This is a genomic window from Shewanella sp. DNRA4 (genome assembly GCF_012843185.1).
Taxonomy (GTDB): Bacteria; Pseudomonadota; Gammaproteobacteria; order Enterobacterales; family Shewanellaceae; genus Shewanella; species Shewanella xiamenensis.
On record NZ_JABAIP010000022.1, the window covers coordinates 1 to 17,595 of the forward strand.

The window sequence follows — 17,595 nt, forward strand, 5'->3', positions numbered from 1 at the left end:
CCGCGGCATTCGTGAATCCATTCACATCAGACGGGGCGGTCGAGCATCCACGGACGGACTCGCTGCGTGTCGGTGAGCGAATGCCATGGCGCACCTATCAGTTGGTGCCAACATTTTTAACTACCTACGATCCCTGCATAATTTACGCTGGAGTAGCAGCCTATTCCCTTTAAACAGGAACAAGCTAACCCATAAGCCTTAGGGATTTACCCAATTCACTTTATCGCCAGCTAAATAGGCGCAGAGATTTGCCGTTGCGATATTGAGTAGGTTCTGCCGCGCTTCTTTGGTCGCCCAAGCATTGTGTGGGCTGATACTGATATTGGGCGCTGTTAGTAGCGGATTATCCGCACTCGGTGGTTCGGTTGAGAGAACATCGACGCCGGCAAAGACTTTGCCCTGCGCTAATGCCGCCGCCAGCGCAGCCTCATCGATTAAGCCGCCGCGCGCGGTGTTGATCAGTAGCGCCTGCGGCTTCATTAATTCGAGGGTTTGAGTATTAATTAGCTCGGTCGTTTCAGGAGTGAGAGGACAATGAAGCGAGAGAATATCGGACTCTTTAAATACCGTATCACGGGATGTCCAACTCACACCTTGGGGTAAATTGCTGGGTTCGGTGCGGGTATTGACTAACACCTTCATACCGAAGGCTAAGGCGAGTTTAGCCACCTGCTGGCCAATATCCCTATAACCAATCAAGCCTAAGGTTTTACCTTTAAGGGATTGCAGCGGCATTAAAGTAAAACAAAAGTCACTGCAATTACTCCATTGCCCTGCGGTAACGGCTTGATGGTGCGCCGCAACCGCTTGCGTGTGATGCAAAATATGGGCAAATACCATTTGTGCAACGGCATCAGGACCATAGGCTGGCACGTTGGTGACCACTATGCCTAACGCTTTTGCGACGGCAAGATCCACCACGTTAGTGCCCGTGGCGAGCACGCCGATATATTTAAGCTTAGGCAGTTGGGCTAAGGTGTTAGCATCGAGGGGCGTCTTGTTGGTGAGCACAATTTCGGCATCCTGAGCGCGGGGGATAATCTCCGCCGAGGGCGTGCGGGCAAAACAGCTAAATTCCCCTAATGCGCTGACCGCTTGCCAGGTTAAATCCCCTGGATTTAAGGTTTCACCATCGAGTACGACTATTTTCATCTTTACCTCTTAACTGCGTTTGCGCCTTGCCCATAAAGCAGGAAAATTAAAAACTGAGTTTGACCCCAAGATTGGCTTGCACTTGCCACATTACATCCGATGTGACATGCCATAAGCATTGGTCTTCATTACAAAAAAGTGAGGTGTCACTGTCAATAAAGGTCGCGTAGCCACGCAGATCCGCAAACAACGCAAAGTTTTGCATCATACGATATTCGACGCCGCCACCAATGCCCATAGAGAAACGGGTTTCCGTTGACCAATCATCGGGCATCATCCGAGTCACCCCGGCACTGGCGGTAATGTAGGGCTGAAAATCGCCACTTGGGAAGAATAAAGTGCCGCCAAGGTGGATATAGTCCACATCTAAGGAGGCGACTAAGTCTGGGGTAAACAGGCCACCGCTTTTCAGCTCGGAGGATTGGCGACTGTAAAGCAGGTAAATATTGCCGGGATCGTTAGTGCCAATCCCTAACATGAGGCCGTAATGGCTCGCCTCTTCGATACCCACACTCTGCTTATTATTGGTTTCAGCGTTGTTAGCATCGAGTTCATTGATATCGAACGAGCTGCCGCCAAAGCTGTAACCACCGTAGGGGGCGACAAACAGCTCGGGTTCGGCATAGGTTGGTAATGCGAAGGTTAGAGGTAATAAACCTGCAATCACACTTAATCGGTTAACGTATTTCATCTTAATCCCTTATCTATCGTTATTATTCCTTGCGTAGACAACGTTAACCGAAGCATTAGCGCATGCCGCGCTCCGATTTCACTCTGTCGTACGCAGCTTGGATATCCTGCGCCTTACGATTGGCAATTTCCATCATCTCGGGTGGTAACCCCTTAGCAACCAATTTATCGGGATGATGTTCGTTCATCAACTTACGATAAGCCCGCTTGACCTCTTGATCCGTTGCCTCGGCATTAATGCCGAGCAAATGATAGGCGTCGGTAATCGAGGTTTTATTTCCATTAGAGGTTTGGTGGAAACGGTATTCCGCTTGCCAACGTTTAAGTAATTCATCGAGTTGCCCACGACCATAACCTAACTCTTGGGCCACCGTCATCAGAATTGCATGTTCTGCGGCATCGAGCTCACCGTCTGATAGGGCGGTTTGAATTTGGATCTCGATAAACATTTGCACCAGTTCTTGGCGGCCTTGGGTCACGGCGCGAAAGGCTTGCAGGCTGCTACGCAGGTCAAAGTCGGGCTCTTTACCCTCACGGAACGCCTGCTGCGCCTCTTTACGGGCTTCACCCGTTAAGCGCATCTGGTCCATCAACATAGTCGCGATACGAATATCGGTCTCAGTCACTCGACCCGACGCCTTGGCCACATGGCCCATCACGGCGAAGGTGGTGTTAAAGAATATCCCCTGTCGATTCTTGGCTTGACCTAAGATCTGACTAAAACTGGCGCCACCACCAGCGCGCTTGTCGTAGAGATGCCCAAGCCATAAGCCCAGTAGCGCACCGAAAATACGGCCAAACATAAACCCGATAACAAATCCAAAAAACTTACCCCAAAGGCGCATCTTAATTCCCAATTTGATAATTTATTCAGTCACTCAATCGACATTGCGAGTGAAACCGTTCACTCAGGGCGCTAAACGTTAGTCGATATGCCATTACGCTAGCGCTGACTCCAATGCTTGCAGACGCGCAATCGTCCCAACATCGCACCAGAGTCCATTAAAGTGTGCTCCGGTGATCAGGCCATCGGCCATTTTAGCCCGCAGCAAAGGCCCAAGGGCAAAGGCACCATCCGGCGTGCCGTCAAATAATGATGGGCGATATAAGCCCATGCCAGAGAAAGTGTATTTTTGCTCACCCTGTTCACGTACTTGGCCCTGTTCCAAGGCAAAGTCGCCGTTAGGATGTTGCTCGGGATTCGGCACCAACCACAAATGCGCCAGAGCTGTATCCGCTAGGGGGACAATCGTCGGCAAAGCATCGATAAACACATCACCATTGAGCACTAAAAACGGTGCATCCGAGTCGCCATCCGTCATCAGCAGAGGCAAGGCTTGTTTAATTCCGCCACCGGTCTCGAGTGCCGATGCTTCGGCGCTATATTGGATCTTGACCCCAAAGTCGTGACCATCGCCTAAGGTTTCGACCAGCTTATGCCCAAGCCAAGCGTGATTTATCACGATATCCACGATACCCGCCGCCGCTAACTTCTCGATATGGTACACAATCAGCGGCTTACCTAACACAGGTACTAGAGGTTTTGGTAAAGAGTCAGTCAATGGGCGTAAACGCTCTCCCCTGCCTGCTGCCAGGATCATCGCCTTCATTGCTTGTCTCCCTGCTGAGTATCCCTTTCCTTGGCCGCAAACGCAGGCACAACGCGCGATTGCACCCAAGCGGAAAATGGTGCCAACTCAGGATAAACACTGGCAATATCCACAATGTAGGACAAGGTTAACGGAATATCGGCCATATAGGCGGGCTTGTTATCACGATAGTGTAAACGGGCAAAAATACCCGCAGCTTTGATATGGCGCTGCAGCCCCATTAAATCAAACCAAGTTTGGTACTGGGTAAAGGATGTCTGCGCCGGAATTTGCCCTAACTCAAGCACTTGCTGATAATGCTGCTGCATTAACTCCAGCACCATGGTTTGCGGCCAACGGATATAGCAATCCCGCAGTAAAGACACAGCGTCGTAGGTCACAGGCCCTAGCACCGCATCTTGAAAATCAATTACGCACAACTCGCCATCTTTAAGCATCAAGTTACGGCTATGGAAATCCCGGTGCATCCCCACCTTTGGCTGAGCGAGGGCATTTTCCACTAATAGGTCAAAGCTTTCTTCTATAAGCGAGCGTTCCACATGGCTAAGTTCGAGCTGTAAATGCCTCTCTAACAGCCACTCAGTAAAGATCCCCAGCTCGCGACGCACAAACGCCTCATCATATAAAGGCAAGGGCTGCGTGTTGCCTGTGACAGGATCAAAGCTCTCAACCACTGAGGCGACTTGAGGCAATAATGCCAATGCGCGGCGGTAATAATCGGCGACATTATCGTCCGTAAGTACAGACAATAACTGGGTATCCCCCAGATCGCTCAGAAGCATAAAACCTTGCTCGGCATCGGAAGTAATCACTTTTGGAACTGTCAGTCCCGCCGCAGCATAGCTACTAGCGAGGGCGATAAAAGGCGAGATAGGCACTAAGGCGGGCGGAGAATCGGCGACAATATAGCTAGCATCACGCGCAACGACGCGAAAATAGCGTCTAAAACTAGCATCACCCGAAATCAATATCGGGGTCACATCATAGGAAAAATAACGGTTCAGCCACTGATTAAGGGAAATAAATCTCGGATCGGATAAAGTCATTTCATGGCTCTTATAGAAAAATTGCTTTATTATAGCTGGCATATAATTTGGAAACAGCTAAGAAATTGAGAGATTTATTTGCTGCGTTGCACTTGTAGTTTGCAACTTTCCCCGTCGATACTTGTCCAGACTAAGAAATCATTATTATTGACCTAAGATGCAGATCCGTTACCTTCTGGCCTTGAGCCTGTTACCTAAATTAGTCCTGGCAGACGAATCTCCCGCAACCTCAGCATCACAATGCCTAATCGAACCGCCAGTACCTCGTATCGTATCTCAACCGGGGTTGAGTGCGGCTGAACAAGCAAAAATTCGAATAGCTTCAGACCGCTCAAAAGCTGAAATGGGTAAGCAAGCGATTTTTACCGGTGATGTGGTCTTCAGCCAAGGCGATAGACACATCGCTGCCGATGAAGCCATCCTCGATCAAGCCACAGAACAATTTGATGCTAATGGCAACTTAGTCTTCCAAGACAGCAATTTTACCGTTACCGCAGACTCGCTGCAGGCACAAATGCGCAGCAATCGTGCCACCCTCAAAGGCGCACAGTATTGGCTGCACGGGCAACAGGTGCATGGTGATGCAGAAAAACTGCAAATCACCATAAACAACAACCTGATTTTAACCAATACGAACTTTACCACCTGTCCGCCTGACAACGTCTCTTGGTTGCTTGAAGCCGAAAAAATTAAGATCAACAGCGAAGAAGAATGGGGCGAGATCTGGAATGCCAAGCTGCGAGTGGCCGATATTCCGGTGTTCTACATCCCTTATATGACGGTTCCGGTTTCAGACAAACGTAAAACAGGCTTCCTCTATCCAAGCTTTAGCACCAGCACCACCAACGGTTTTGAGGTGTCATCGCCCTACTATTGGAATATTGCACCGGAATACGACCTGACATTTACGCCAAACTATATGACTAACCGCGGGTTATTCACTAAAACTGAGTTTCGTTATCTCGCGGGTGAAGCTCAAAATGGCCGTTTGAATTTTGAATATCTAGGCAGTGATCGAATGATCGGCGGCAGCCCAAATCGTTACCTGTATAACTGGCAACACCAGGGAGCTATCGATAAAAACTGGCGAGTATTGACTAACTTTACTGAAGTTTCAGATAACAACTATTTCAACGACTTAAAGTCTGATGTTAACCGTGCGACCGATAACCAATTATCACGGATTGGCGAAGTAAGTTACTTCGAACGTGATTGGGATATCAGCACTCGGGTGCAGGATATTAAAGTTCTGGGCGAAGATGAAAAGCCATACCAAGTCATGCCACAGGTTAACTTTAACTACCGTGCCGCCGACTTTTGGAACAACTTGGACTTTGGTTTTAACTCAGAACTGACCAATTTTGCCCACCAAGATGACGATGTAAACACAGCAACCCGTTTGCATATGGCACCCAGCCTAACACTGCCAATCCATGGTCCTTCAGGCTCACTGACGAGCCAATTAAAGTTAATGCAAACTAACTATTGGCAGGACAAAAATAACACTAAATTTGATACCTTAGATGACACTGTAAGTCGTACCATTCCTCAGGTGCGTATCAACGGACAAATCAACTTTGAACGTTTTACCGAGCTATTTGAGCAAAATTATCGCCAAACACTCGAACCTCAATTCCAGTATCTGTATGTAGGTTATGAGGATCAACGGGGCATTGGTATTTACGATACCGCCCAATTGCAGGACGACTACTTTGGTCTATTCCGGGATCGCCGCTTCTCTGGCCTTGACCGTATCGCCGATGCCAACCAAGTGACCCTTGGTATTACAACTCGTTTCTTCGATGACCATAACCAAGAAGCGACCAAATTCAGTCTCGGACAAATCTTCTATCTTCAAGACAGTAAGCTAGGCTATGAAGATAATATTTTTGAGCAAAATCAATCAACTTCAGTTTTGGCAGCCGAGTTAGATACTCGTTTAAGCCAAGACTGGTATTTGGGCGCGGCCATTCAGTACGATACCAACACCAGTGACAATAAGAAGACCGAAGTCACCTTAGACTTCCGTCCTGAAGCCAACAAACTACTGCAATTAAGCTATCGTTATGTACCCGATCTACTGAACTCCAACACTAACGATTTGGTTAATATCTCCCAAGCAGGTGTTCGCGGAGCTTGGCCTATCAATGACAGCCTCTATTTTGTTGGCAACTGGTACTATGACCTCAACGAGAGTCGTAGCATAGAAACCTATACAGGTTTCCAATATGAATCATGCTGTTATGCAATCCGCCTCAGTTATCACTATCGCATTAAAACCAACTACGATGACAACATCGGCTCAGCCATTATCGATGAGCGTGAGCAATTTGAGCGTGGTGTGTACCTCAACTTAGTCATCAAAGGGCTCGGTGGTTCTGGTCCATTAGGTGTAACGGATATGCTCAATGATGGTCTGTTTAACTACAGAAAACCGCTTTATCTGAGGAATTAGCAAAGAATTGTGGTAGATTGCTGAACCTCAACAAGGACTGAGAGTCCAAACAAGTTAATGAAAGCTGTGCGTTCACCCAATAACTGAATTGAGTGACGCATCTTTTAAGAGTTACCAACAAAAGAACATTTAGGCAACTCACTGTAATTTCGATATAAATGGTAAAGTTAACTTAAATAAGCCGTCGAATCTGACCTTAGAACGTGCCAAGGATTTTGTGGATGAAACCCAGTAAACATCTGATTTTTGCTTTATTTGCACTCGCTATCAGCCAGCCAACCATGGCAGCTCCCCAGCCACTCGACCGTGTTGCCGTTCAAATCAACGACGGTATTGTGCTCGAAAGTGAAATCACCAATATGATTGACACGGTTAAAGCCAATGCTAAGGCCGCGAATCAATCGTTACCCTCCGACAGTGCACTGCGCACCCAGGTTATCGAGCGATTAATTTTGACTCGTCTGCAATTACAAATGGCGGATCGCATTGGTCTACATATTGGTGACCTACAGTTAGACCAAGCAATTGAAAACATTGCGCGCGAACAAAAAATGACCGTGGCGCAAATGCAGCAAAAAATTGAGAGCGAAGGCTTAAGCTTCGGCCAATACCGTGAGCAACTACGTGAAGAAATCACCTTAGGTGAAATCCAACGTATTCAAGTACAACGCCGTATCCAAGTTTCACCACAGGAAATCACTGGCCTAGTGAAACTGATCCAAGAGCAAGGCATGAAGGACGTCGAATACCAAATCGGCCATATCCTTATTGATGTACCCAATAATCCCACCAGTGAACAACTCGAAGCGTCAAGCAAACGCGCCAATGCCGTGCTTGAACGTTTAAAGAGTGGTGAGGATTTCCGCCGTACCGCTATCGCCTCTTCATCTGGCCCTAAAGCACTTGAAGGCGGTATTTGGGATTACATGAACATCAACGAGATGCCAACCCTGTTTGCAGAAGTCATTAATGGCGCCAAAAAAGGCGATATTATCGGCCCAATTAAAAGCGGTGCTGGCTTCCATATCATCAAGATTATGGATGCTCGTGGTTTGCAAACCAAAGAAATTGAAGAAGTGAGAGCGCGTCATATCCTGCTCAAGCCATCGCCAATTCTGTCGGAAGATCGCGCTAAGGCCATGTTAGAACAGTTCCTGAAGCAAATTCGTTCAGGTGAAGCTAAATTTGAAGATTTAGCCCGTCAATACTCTGAAGATCCGGGTTCAGCAACTAAGGGGGGCGAGTTAGGTTGGGCAGAGCCAGGTATTTATGTGCCAGAATTTGCGCAGACACTTAATAGTTTAAGCCCAGATCAGATCAGTGAGCCTTTCCGTACTACCCACGGCTGGCATATCACTCAGTTAGAAGAGCGTAGAAAAACCGATGCCACGGATCAATTTAATACTAACCGTGCGCACCAACTGATTTTCCGTCGCAAATTTAACGAAGAACTGCAAAACTGGCTAGACGAAATGCGTGCCGACGCATACATTGAAGTCTTTCAGCCTGAGTCTAATCGAGGTTAAGGTAAATTGACCACTAAACGTATTGCCGTTACCCCCGGAGAACCTGCGGGTATCGGCCCCGATTTAGTCGTGCAACTAGCTCAGCAGGCTTGGCCTGCTGAGTTAGTCGTTTGTGCGGATCCTGAATTATTAGCCAGCCGGGCTAAACGACTTGGCCTTCATGTTACCTTTCGCCCCTATTTGCCTGATCAGACCCCAAAACCTCAAGCAGCAGGTACGCTGACAATCGCCCCCTTCAAGCTCGTCACTGAAGCCGTTTGTGGGCAACTTGATGAGCAAAATAGTACCTATGTGGTTGAGACTCTGCGTTACGCAGGTGAAAAAAACATGAGTGGCGAGTTTGATGCCGTTGTCACCGGCCCAGTGCATAAGGGGATCATCAATCAAGCAGGGATTTCCTTTAGTGGTCATACCGAGTTTTTTGCCCATCAGGCTAACTGCCCCGATGTAGTGATGATGTTAGCAACTCAAGGTTTACAAGTGGCACTGGTGACCACTCATATTCCACTGGCTTATGTTGCTAAAGCCATTACACGCCAACGCTTACATCATATTATCAAGATTTTACACGCTGACCTTATCAGCAAGTTTGCCATTGCTTCGCCTAAGATTTATGTCTGTGGCTTAAATCCCCATGCGGGTGAAGACGGCCATCTTGGCCGGGAAGAAATCGATGTGATTATTCCGGCACTGAATGAACTGCGTGAAGAATATCAAATGAACATTGTCGGCCCCCTCCCTGCCGATACCCTGTTCCAACCTAAATATTTACAGGACGCGGATGTCGTACTGGCCATGTACCATGACCAAGGCTTACCCGTTCTAAAGTCACAAGGATTTGGCAAATCGGTAAACATTACCTTAGGTTTACCTTATATCCGTACCTCGGTTGACCATGGTACGGCGCTCGATCTTGCGGGAACTGGCAAAGCCGATATCGGCAGTTTTGTCTGCGCCTTGAATAAAGCCATTGAGTTATCCTCAAAAAACTAAACGATTAGATATTAATGAGTAGCAAAGTACATTTAGGCCACACGGCCAGAAAGCGTTTCGGACAAAACTTCTTAACTGATAACAATGTGATTAACCGCATTGTGGGTGCGATCGCCCCCGATAACGACCATGTGATGGTAGAGATCGGCCCAGGCCTTGGCGCTTTAACGGAGCCAGTCGCCTCCTCGATAGACAATCTCACCGTAGTGGAGTTAGACCGCGATTTGGTTGAGCGCTTGCAGCATCACCCAGTACTTAAGGATAAGCTCACCATTCATCAGGGCGATGCATTGCAGTTTGATTTTAGTCAGTTGGTTGTCCCAGGTAAAAAACTCAAAGTTTTTGGTAACTTACCTTACAATATTTCAACTCCGTTAATGTTCCATCTGTTCGAGTTTGCCGAACTGATTGAAACCATGCACTTTATGTTGCAGAAGGAAGTAGTACTGCGTTTATCTGCAAGTCCAGGCACGAAAGCCTATGGCAGATTAACGGTTATGGCACAATATTTTTGCCAAGTGGTCCCCGTACTCGAAGTACCACCCCATAGCTTTGCGCCGCCACCGAAAGTGGATTCTGCCGTAGTGCGCCTTTTGCCCTATGCTGAAAAACCCTTCCCCTGTAAAGATGTGAATGTGCTACGCCAGCTATGTACCACGGCATTCAATATGCGCCGCAAAACACTGCGTAATAACCTCAAACAAGTGTTAATTGATGAAGAGTTCGAACAGTTAGGTATCGATCACAACCTGCGTCCAGAACAAATCTCCGTTGAACAATATGTTGCAATGGCGAATATGGTATGTGATAAGCAGGCTTAAGCAGTTAAGTTTGATGGGCACCTAGGTGCCCAATATCATTGTAGGAACTCACATGAGCGTATTGGATAACTCTATCCGAGTCGAAGTCAAAACCGAGTATATTGAACAACAATCCTCGCCAGAGGAGCAGAAATACCTCTTTAGCTACACTATCACCATTATCAACCTCGGTGAGCAGACCGCAAAACTCGAAACCCGTCACTGGATCATTACCGATGCGAACGGCAAAATGACTGAAGTACAAGGTGCAGGAGTAGTCGGCGAAACCCCAAGCATTCCACCCAATACCGCCTACCAATATACCAGTGGCACAGTACTCGATACGCCTCTTGGCATTATGTATGGAACTTATGGTATGGTCAGCGAATCTGGCGAACGTTTTAAGGCAACCATTAAGCCCTTCCGTTTAGCGACCCCTGGTTTATTACACTGATTTAATTTAAGAAAGGATACTGTGGCCCATTATTTTGTTGGTGATGTCCAAGGCTGTTTTGCCGAACTCCAAAAATTACTTGCTAAGGTCGACTTTAATCCATCCCGCGATGAACTGTGGGCGGTGGGTGATCTTGTCGCTAGAGGCCCAGATTCATTAGCGACACTGCGCTTTTTTCAATCTCTAGGTGATGCGGGTAAAACGGTTCTCGGAAACCACGATCTGCATTTACTGGCCCTGCATGGCAAACTTAAGCGGGATAAACCCAGTGATAACCTCACACCACTATTAAACGCACCGGATATTTCGAGCCTTATCGACTGGCTTAGGCAGCAACCCTTAATGCGGGAGTTGCCAGAACATAACGTCATCATGACCCATGCTGGCGTACCGCCGCAGTGGTCGTTAGAACAATTAAAGCAAGAATCCCAACTAGTTAGCCAAGCCCTACAGCAAAATGACTATCTCGATGCACTCATTCGCCAAATGTATACCGACACCGCAGAACGTTGGGACCCAAGTGCTATTGGTATAAATCGGCTGCGATTTTGTATTAATGCGTTGACCCGCATGCGTTATTTGTATATCGATGGTCATTTGGATTTTGATTGTAAACAGCCACCAGAAAATTGCAGTAATCCACAGCTTCGCCCGTGGTTTGAATTTACGTCGGCGTTACGCCAAAGTCACACATTAGTGTTTGGACATTGGGCTGCATTGATGGGAAAAGTGAAAGATCCTAAGTTAAAAGCACTCGATACAGGCTGTTGCTGGGGAGAACACCTCACCCTATGGCATCTTGAAAAAGACCAAAAAATTACCCAAAAAAAGTTAAAAAAGAGTTAAACTAACCTTAACTTTGGTCGATAAACGACAGTGCGTCTAAGCCCTGAATTTAATAATCTTTTCATTCGGAATAATATAATAATAACCGGAGTATCCTATGAAAGTTAATGTAGCCACCCGAGTCATTGGCGGGTTTAGCATAGTCACGCTTTTACTTGTGTTGTTAGGATTTACCTCTTACCTGACAAACATTAGCCTCAAAGATAGTTCGGCGATGATGCAAGAACTCAGCCTGCCAGCCCTAAAATCGACCAATCATTTAACCGAGTCCCTGAGTGAGCAACAGCGTCAAGTATTAATCGCTTACCATGCCCCAAAATCCCGGCTCATTCCCGATATCCGTAAAGTATTTAACGACCATAGCGCCCAGTTTAAAAATGAGATCAGCAATCTCAACCAGCTTGTTCAAAAGCAAAACAACTTGTCATCATTGATTTCTCAATTAAATACAAGCTTTTCTACCTTTGAGCGGGATAGTTTGGCCATGCTTACCGAGCGAGAAGCCGCGTTAAGCAAACAAGAACAGCTTATCAATTTAAAAAAGAAACTCGAAAATGCCGCTGATGATGCCTCATCGGTACTGCTCGATATTATCGATTTAGAAAATAGCCAAAACCCTGATGCCCAGAGTCTTGCAGCTTCAGCCAGTGCAATTGATAGCAGCATGGGGAATATCATCACCACCATTGCTGATTTGGTGACAAACGAAGAAATGAGTAAACACGAACTCATTTCCAAGGAACTTGATTACATTCTTAGCGAAAGCAAAAATAAGCTCGAATACGTTAACCGCCATGCGCAGGGTATTATTGAAGCTGATACCTTAGAATCGATTAACCAAGATATTAAAAAAGTACTGGCACTCCTCGAAGGCTCAGATTCTATGGTGCAACTCAAAGCGAGCCAGCTGAACCACGCACTGGCAGCATCGAATCAACTCAGCATTATTGAGAAAGACGCTAAAATCATCGATCGTAACATGGAAGAAGTGAGCAATAATATCGAAGCGGTTGCGGCACAAATCAGCCAAGAAACCATTGCTCAAATTGATGCAGCCAGTATCCGCACTATGATTGTGGTGCTTATCGCAATTGTTGTCGCCGTTATTATCAGCTTTGCCGTAGTCACGCCCCTAAAACGCTCGCTGAACCAAGTAAACAATGCGCTGAATGTGCTCGCTTCAGGTAATTTAACCCATAAATTAGATGATTCAGGTCACGATGAGTTTGCTGAACTTGCCAAAAACTGTAATCGCTTGGTCGATAGTTTACGCGGCTTAATTGCGGGTATTTTAGATCGTTCAAACCAGCTTGCCGCCGCAGCTGAACAGACCTCTGCAATCACCGCACAAACCACCACGGGTATCCAAGAACAAAAGAATCAAGTCGATCAAGTGGCTACTGCAACGACAGAATTAAGCTCCAGCGCGCAACAAGTGTCGATGAGTGCCGATGATGCACTCGCACAAATTAAACAAGCTGATCAAGAAGCTAAGCATATGCGTGCTATTGCCGAGGAAAATAAACACACTATTCTGGCCTTAGCGGAAGAAGTGGCTAAAGCGGGCCAAGTGATTAACAAGGTCCAATCGGATAGCGCCTCAATTGGCTCGATTTTGGATGTGATCCGCGGCATTGCCGAACAGACGAACCTATTGGCATTGAACGCGGCCATTGAAGCCGCGCGGGCGGGTGAACAAGGCCGTGGCTTTGCGGTCGTCGCCGACGAAGTAAGAAGCCTAGCATCAAGAACCCAAGTCTCGACCCGTGAAATTCAACAAATGATTGAGGTACTACAGCAAGGGGCACAGCAAGCAGTGGCTGCGATGGATATGGGCCGTGCCCAAGCCAATGCCTGCGTAGCAAAAACAGAACAAGCCAACCTTGCCCTAGAGACCATCAGCCAGTCGGTGCATAAAGCCTATGATGCAGGCACTCATATTGCCCACGCCGCGCAGGAACAAAATTTAGTAAGCCAACAAGTGTCTGAAAAACTAGAACATATTGCAGCAATTTCGGAAGAGACCGCGATTGGCGCAGATCAAACCGCCCAATCAAGCCACCAGGTGGCTAAGCTTGCCGAAGAGCTACAAGCTTCTGTCGGTGAATTTAGAGTGTAAGCAAACACTCAGGTATAAATAGGGTCGCTGTCGCGGCCCTTTTCTTTGGCTTGCGCTTTCCCTTGTACTCGGTTATCAGGCTATACCGCAGCCAAATGCTATAAATGCAATTTCGGAACTCAGCTCAATATTCGGTAAAAACGGCCTAAACGACACCCATAAAAAATGCCGAACTGAGTTCGGCATTTTTTATGGGTTATTCTTTGCCTATGTAAAAGCACGCGAGAAAATGATCAAACAGGCTATTACTCTTCTTCACCGCCAGCGCCTGCACCTAAACGCTCTTTAACCGCTGCAGTGATAGGACTGGCACTATGACCATTTGCCTCAGCCCAAGCTTGGATAGTCATGCCATCCGCTTCTGGTACGCTTAGCTCGTTGGCGGATAACCGCTTAGCAACAAACTCACCCGCATCATTCGCATTCACGGCATAGGCGGTACGTAGTAAGCTTTGGCCGTCACAACTAATTCCGCTGTAAACTTGGCGCAATTTAACACGACTTTCTTTTAATTTTTTACGTAAGCGGTTTTTATCGTTTGCTTTAACGTAATCACAAATACTCGCAACAAGCGGATCTGCTTCAGTCGCTTTAGCCGAGGTTGGCACAGAAACATAGCTAAATCCGATTAGTGCAGCCAAGGCTACAGGCATTAGACGCATCCGATACTCCTTAATACTTTCTTATAATTTTTTTATGGTTTGTATGGTCTGCGTCTATCTCTAACGATAATTAACCTCTCAGGTTCAGATAGCTCTCGATAACACAGTTATCTCAGCCTACTGGCGCCTAACCGGTATAATACCTTCGACATATTGACAATCCATACGCACAGGGTACACAACATAACGACATAATTTAACATTTTTTTGCCAAATTGATAAAGCGATATTCCAGCCCATCAGCATTTATAGCCGCTACGGATTCGGTTTCTTGCCACTCATCATTTTTCCAAGCAGGGAAAAAGGTATCACCTTCAACGTCTAAGTTAATTTGAGTTAGATAGAGCCTATCGGCTTGGGGTAATAGCTGTTGATACAATTGTCCACCGCCAATGACCACCAACTCTTCACAATCGCCAGCCGCCTCTTTGGCAGCTTCAAATGATGTGACACAGGTTACACCCTCGATCAATAAATCCGCTTGGCGAGAAATCACAATATTATGACGCCCAGGTAAAGGTCGACCGATTGATTCAAAGGTTTTACGGCCCATCACAACTGGCTTACCTAAGGTCATGGCTTTAAAATGGCGTAAATCTTCGGGTAGATGCCATGGCATTTTATTGTCTTTTCCGATGACTCGATTGTTTGCCATCGCGGCTATCATAGCAATGCGCATGGTCACTCCTGTGGAATTGTTTTTATTTAATAACTGGACGGGTTCTAAAGTACAACAAACTCGGCAAGGCTAAACCAACCGATAGTGCCCCTAGAATAAAGACTGTTTTTAACCCATTACTAATCACTTGGCCTGTCAGCTCTTGGCTTACCTGCGATTGTGCCGTGAGTTGCACTAAGGCAATCACAGTATTGAATGCATAAGTACCTGGGATCATGGGGATAATGGCAGCAACTGCATACATCAACGGCGGCGCTAAATGACGCTTTGCAAACCCGATAGTAATAGTGCCCACTAAGGCCGCCGCGGCAAAGGTCGCCCACTCAATGGGTAAGCCAAATTGCAGCATAAGTGTGCGAGAGCTATGACCAATTGCGCCAGCTAATGCACAGTAGACTAAAAAGCGTTTAGGTACATTAAATACCATGGCAAAGCCGATGGCAGGGATCGCTGAGAAAAAGGCATCGTGTAGCAAAATAGTCAGTAATTCCATCACAGAAAAATACCACCAAGTTGCATTGCGATTGTAATCCCAATGACCGAAGAAACCGTCAGTAATGTTGCATGTCCCCAACGGGAAATGCCCACGTTCATATGCCCCTTAACCATATCAGAAATCGCATTGATCATTGGGAATCCCGGCACCAGCATTAATACACTGGCCGCCATAGCCGCCTGCGGAGTCTCACTCAAGTTGAATACATAACCCGTCTGCGCCAACATGCTAGTGACAAATGCCGTCACCGCAAAATTCACCAGCAAATTAAAATGCCGCTTTGCAATCGCAAGGCGCACCGACATTCCCACCGCAGAGGCGAAAAAGGTAATGATTGAAGCCGCGACATCACCATTAAAGAGGTGACAAAAACTCGCGCAGGATAAGCCTATCATCAATATAACAAGATAAGGAGGATAGGTCTTAGGCTCGATGCGGGCTAAACGTTTGCGCACTTCATTGGGGCCATAGAGGCCTTTTTCTGCAAGTAAACAAATACGTTGTAACTCACACACTATGGTCATGTTAATGCCATGCTCACGGATCCGACGCGTTGTCGTGATACAGCGACCATGAACTAAACTCGTTAACACGAGGGAATTGGAGGAAATAGAAAGCTCGATACTTGCTAAGCCTAAGGCCTGACCTAGGCGCTGGCTGATTTCTTCAACTAAATCAGATTCAGCACCGTAGGCCAGCAAGAGTTGTGCAACCCGCACAACTTGCCGAGTAATATCATTTTGAGTATCTGCGTACACGAAACTCTCAAAACTTAGATATGGATATTATCTTTGGTAGATGACTTCAACATCGTAGTCATCATCATCAAAGTCATCGTCGAAGTCATCATCATAATCTTCATTGACGGACTCAATGTTAGCTTGATGATAATTATCCCACTTGAATTCGACTTCATCGTCTGGATTTGCATCTTTATCTTCAGGAGGAAGACTTTGGATGAAATCCCACAGCTTAGTCGCTAATTCCTTAGTACCATCGCGGCCATAGGCGGAAATAGTGTAAACCTCACCTTCCCAACCAAGCTCTTTAACAACTCTGTCAACCTTTTCTTTTAGCTCGTCTTCGAGCAGTAGATCGGCCTTATTGAAGACTAACCAACGAGGTTTGCTTGCCAGTTTTGGCGAATACTTTTCAAGCTCACCGACGATTGCACGGGCAGAGTCGACAGGATCTGTGCCATCAATTGGCTCGATATCGATGATATGTAACAGAATACGGCAACGTTCTAAATGCTTTAAGAAGCGAATACCCAGACCCGCACCTTCTGCCGCGCCTTCGATCAAACCAGGAATATCTGCGATCACATAGCTTTGGCCTGGACGTGGGTTAACCACACCGAGGTTAGGCACTAATGTCGTAAAGGGATAATCCGCAACCTTAGGTGTCGCACGAGACACTGCACGAATAAAGGTCGATTTACCCGCATTAGGCATACCAAGCAAGCCAACATCGGCTAACAATAGCAGTTCTAATTTTAAGCTACGCACTTCACCCGGTGTACCTAAGGTTTTCTGGCGTGGCGCACGGTTTGTACTGCTCTTAAAGCGAGTATTGCCTAAACCATGGAAACCACCTTTTGCCACTAATAACTTCTGGCCATGGGTAGTTAAATCACCAAGCACTTCCTCGGTGTCATGATCAATAGCACGAGTACCCACAGGTACTTTTAAAATCAAATCTTTACCGCTATGGCCGGTACAATCACGGCCACGACCGTTTTCACCGCGTTCAGCCATGTGGAAACGTTCAAAACGATATTCAATCAAGGTGTTGAAGTTTTCGTCGGCCTCCAGATACACACTGCCGCCGTCACCACCATCACCACCATCAGGACCACCATCAGGGATATATTTTTCGCGTCTGAAACTCACGCAACCGCTACCGCCGTCGCCTGCTTCGACCCTAATTACTGCCTCATCGACAAACTTCATACTTACTCCTGGCATCACTGAATGAAGGAATTATACCGTTTAACTTCATCGGTCGCCAAAAAACTCGAGATACTTGCTCCCAATCTTACCAGTCAACGCCCTTAATTTGATAAAG

At 46.8% G+C, this 17,595-nt stretch carries 17 protein-coding genes; 7 read left to right on the top strand and 10 right to left on the bottom strand.

Going from position 1 to position 17,595, the window contains the following annotated elements:
* Positions 1 to 198 precede the first annotated feature (198 nt).
* From HG547_RS19350 to HG547_RS19370, 5 genes are all read right to left on the bottom strand, one after another.
* The gene (locus tag HG547_RS19350; RefSeq protein WP_169548756.1) at positions 199 to 1,152 is read right to left on the bottom strand and encodes a D-2-hydroxyacid dehydrogenase; all 954 of its coding nucleotides are present in this window, start codon (positions 1,150 to 1,152) and stop codon (positions 199 to 201) included.
* Between the two features lie 46 nt (positions 1,153 to 1,198).
* A complete protein-coding gene (locus HG547_RS19355) occupies positions 1,199 to 1,843 on the bottom strand; it encodes an outer membrane beta-barrel protein (protein WP_169548757.1) in 645 nt (214 codons plus the stop codon).
* 55 nt (positions 1,844 to 1,898) lie between these two features.
* The gene (gene djlA / locus HG547_RS19360; RefSeq protein ID WP_011718024.1) at positions 1,899 to 2,687 is read right to left on the bottom strand and encodes a co-chaperone DjlA; all 789 of its coding nucleotides are present in this window, start codon (positions 2,685 to 2,687) and stop codon (positions 1,899 to 1,901) included.
* A 93-nt stretch (positions 2,688 to 2,780) separates the two neighbouring features.
* Complete coding sequence (gene murU, locus HG547_RS19365; protein ID WP_169548758.1) at positions 2,781 to 3,452, bottom strand: N-acetylmuramate alpha-1-phosphate uridylyltransferase MurU; 672 nt, start codon at positions 3,450 to 3,452, stop codon at positions 2,781 to 2,783.
* Positions 3,449 to 4,540, bottom strand: coding sequence for a phosphotransferase (locus HG547_RS19370; RefSeq protein ID WP_169548759.1), 1,092 nt, complete (start codon positions 4,538 to 4,540; stop codon positions 3,449 to 3,451). Before HG547_RS19370 ends, murU begins: the two co-directional genes overlap by 4 nt.
* A gap of 115 nt (positions 4,541 to 4,655) precedes the next feature.
* Here HG547_RS19370 and lptD point away from each other — a divergent pair, with 115 nt between their 5' ends.
* The 7 genes from lptD (at position 4,656) to HG547_RS19410 (ending at position 13,691) form a co-directional block, all read left to right on the top strand.
* Entirely contained in the window at positions 4,656 to 6,953 is a 2,298-nt protein-coding gene (gene lptD, locus HG547_RS19375) for an LPS assembly protein LptD (RefSeq protein WP_169548760.1), read from the top strand.
* Between the two features lie 221 nt (positions 6,954 to 7,174).
* A complete protein-coding gene (gene surA / locus HG547_RS19385) occupies positions 7,175 to 8,479 on the top strand; it encodes a peptidylprolyl isomerase SurA (protein ID WP_037421411.1) in 1,305 nt (434 codons plus the stop codon).
* 6 nt (positions 8,480 to 8,485) lie between these two features.
* Positions 8,486 to 9,472 (top strand): 4-hydroxythreonine-4-phosphate dehydrogenase PdxA, encoded by a 987-nt coding sequence (pdxA, locus tag HG547_RS19390; protein ID WP_169548761.1) that lies wholly within the window; start codon positions 8,486 to 8,488, stop codon positions 9,470 to 9,472.
* Between the two features lie 14 nt (positions 9,473 to 9,486).
* Complete coding sequence (gene rsmA, locus HG547_RS19395; protein WP_169548762.1) at positions 9,487 to 10,293, top strand: 16S rRNA (adenine(1518)-N(6)/adenine(1519)-N(6))-dimethyltransferase RsmA; 807 nt, start codon at positions 9,487 to 9,489, stop codon at positions 10,291 to 10,293.
* A gap of 52 nt (positions 10,294 to 10,345) precedes the next feature.
* Entirely contained in the window at positions 10,346 to 10,726 is a 381-nt protein-coding gene (gene apaG, locus HG547_RS19400) for a Co2+/Mg2+ efflux protein ApaG (protein WP_069454377.1), read from the top strand.
* A 21-nt stretch (positions 10,727 to 10,747) separates the two neighbouring features.
* Complete coding sequence (locus tag HG547_RS19405; protein WP_047535502.1) at positions 10,748 to 11,572, top strand: symmetrical bis(5'-nucleosyl)-tetraphosphatase; 825 nt, start codon at positions 10,748 to 10,750, stop codon at positions 11,570 to 11,572.
* A 97-nt stretch (positions 11,573 to 11,669) separates the two neighbouring features.
* Positions 11,670 to 13,691 carry a methyl-accepting chemotaxis protein gene (locus HG547_RS19410; RefSeq protein WP_169548763.1) on the top strand — a complete coding sequence of 674 codons (2,022 nt, stop codon included), beginning with the start codon at positions 11,670 to 11,672 and terminating at the stop codon, positions 13,689 to 13,691.
* A 245-nt stretch (positions 13,692 to 13,936) separates the two neighbouring features.
* Here HG547_RS19410 and HG547_RS19415 read toward each other — a convergent pair whose 3' ends face one another.
* The 5 genes from HG547_RS19415 to cgtA all read right to left on the bottom strand — a co-directional run bounded on the left by HG547_RS19415 (position 13,937) and on the right by cgtA (position 17,480).
* Positions 13,937 to 14,353, bottom strand: coding sequence for a DUF3718 domain-containing protein (locus HG547_RS19415; protein WP_037421428.1), 417 nt, complete (start codon positions 14,351 to 14,353; stop codon positions 13,937 to 13,939).
* Between the two features lie 196 nt (positions 14,354 to 14,549).
* Complete coding sequence (gene folA, locus HG547_RS19420; RefSeq protein ID WP_037421431.1) at positions 14,550 to 15,032, bottom strand: type 3 dihydrofolate reductase; 483 nt, start codon at positions 15,030 to 15,032, stop codon at positions 14,550 to 14,552.
* Positions 15,033 to 15,054: 22 nt separating this feature from the next.
* On the bottom strand, positions 15,055 to 15,528 hold the full coding sequence (locus HG547_RS19425; protein ID WP_037421434.1) for a threonine/serine exporter family protein: 474 nt from the start codon (positions 15,526 to 15,528) through the stop codon (positions 15,055 to 15,057).
* Positions 15,525 to 16,286 (bottom strand): threonine/serine exporter family protein, encoded by a 762-nt coding sequence (locus HG547_RS19430; RefSeq protein WP_037421437.1) that lies wholly within the window; start codon positions 16,284 to 16,286, stop codon positions 15,525 to 15,527. Before HG547_RS19430 ends, HG547_RS19425 begins: the two co-directional genes overlap by 4 nt.
* A 27-nt stretch (positions 16,287 to 16,313) precedes the next feature.
* A complete protein-coding gene (gene cgtA / locus HG547_RS19435; protein WP_037421441.1) occupies positions 16,314 to 17,480 on the bottom strand; it encodes an Obg family GTPase CgtA in 1,167 nt (388 codons plus the stop codon).
* Positions 17,481 to 17,595 lie beyond the last annotated feature (115 nt).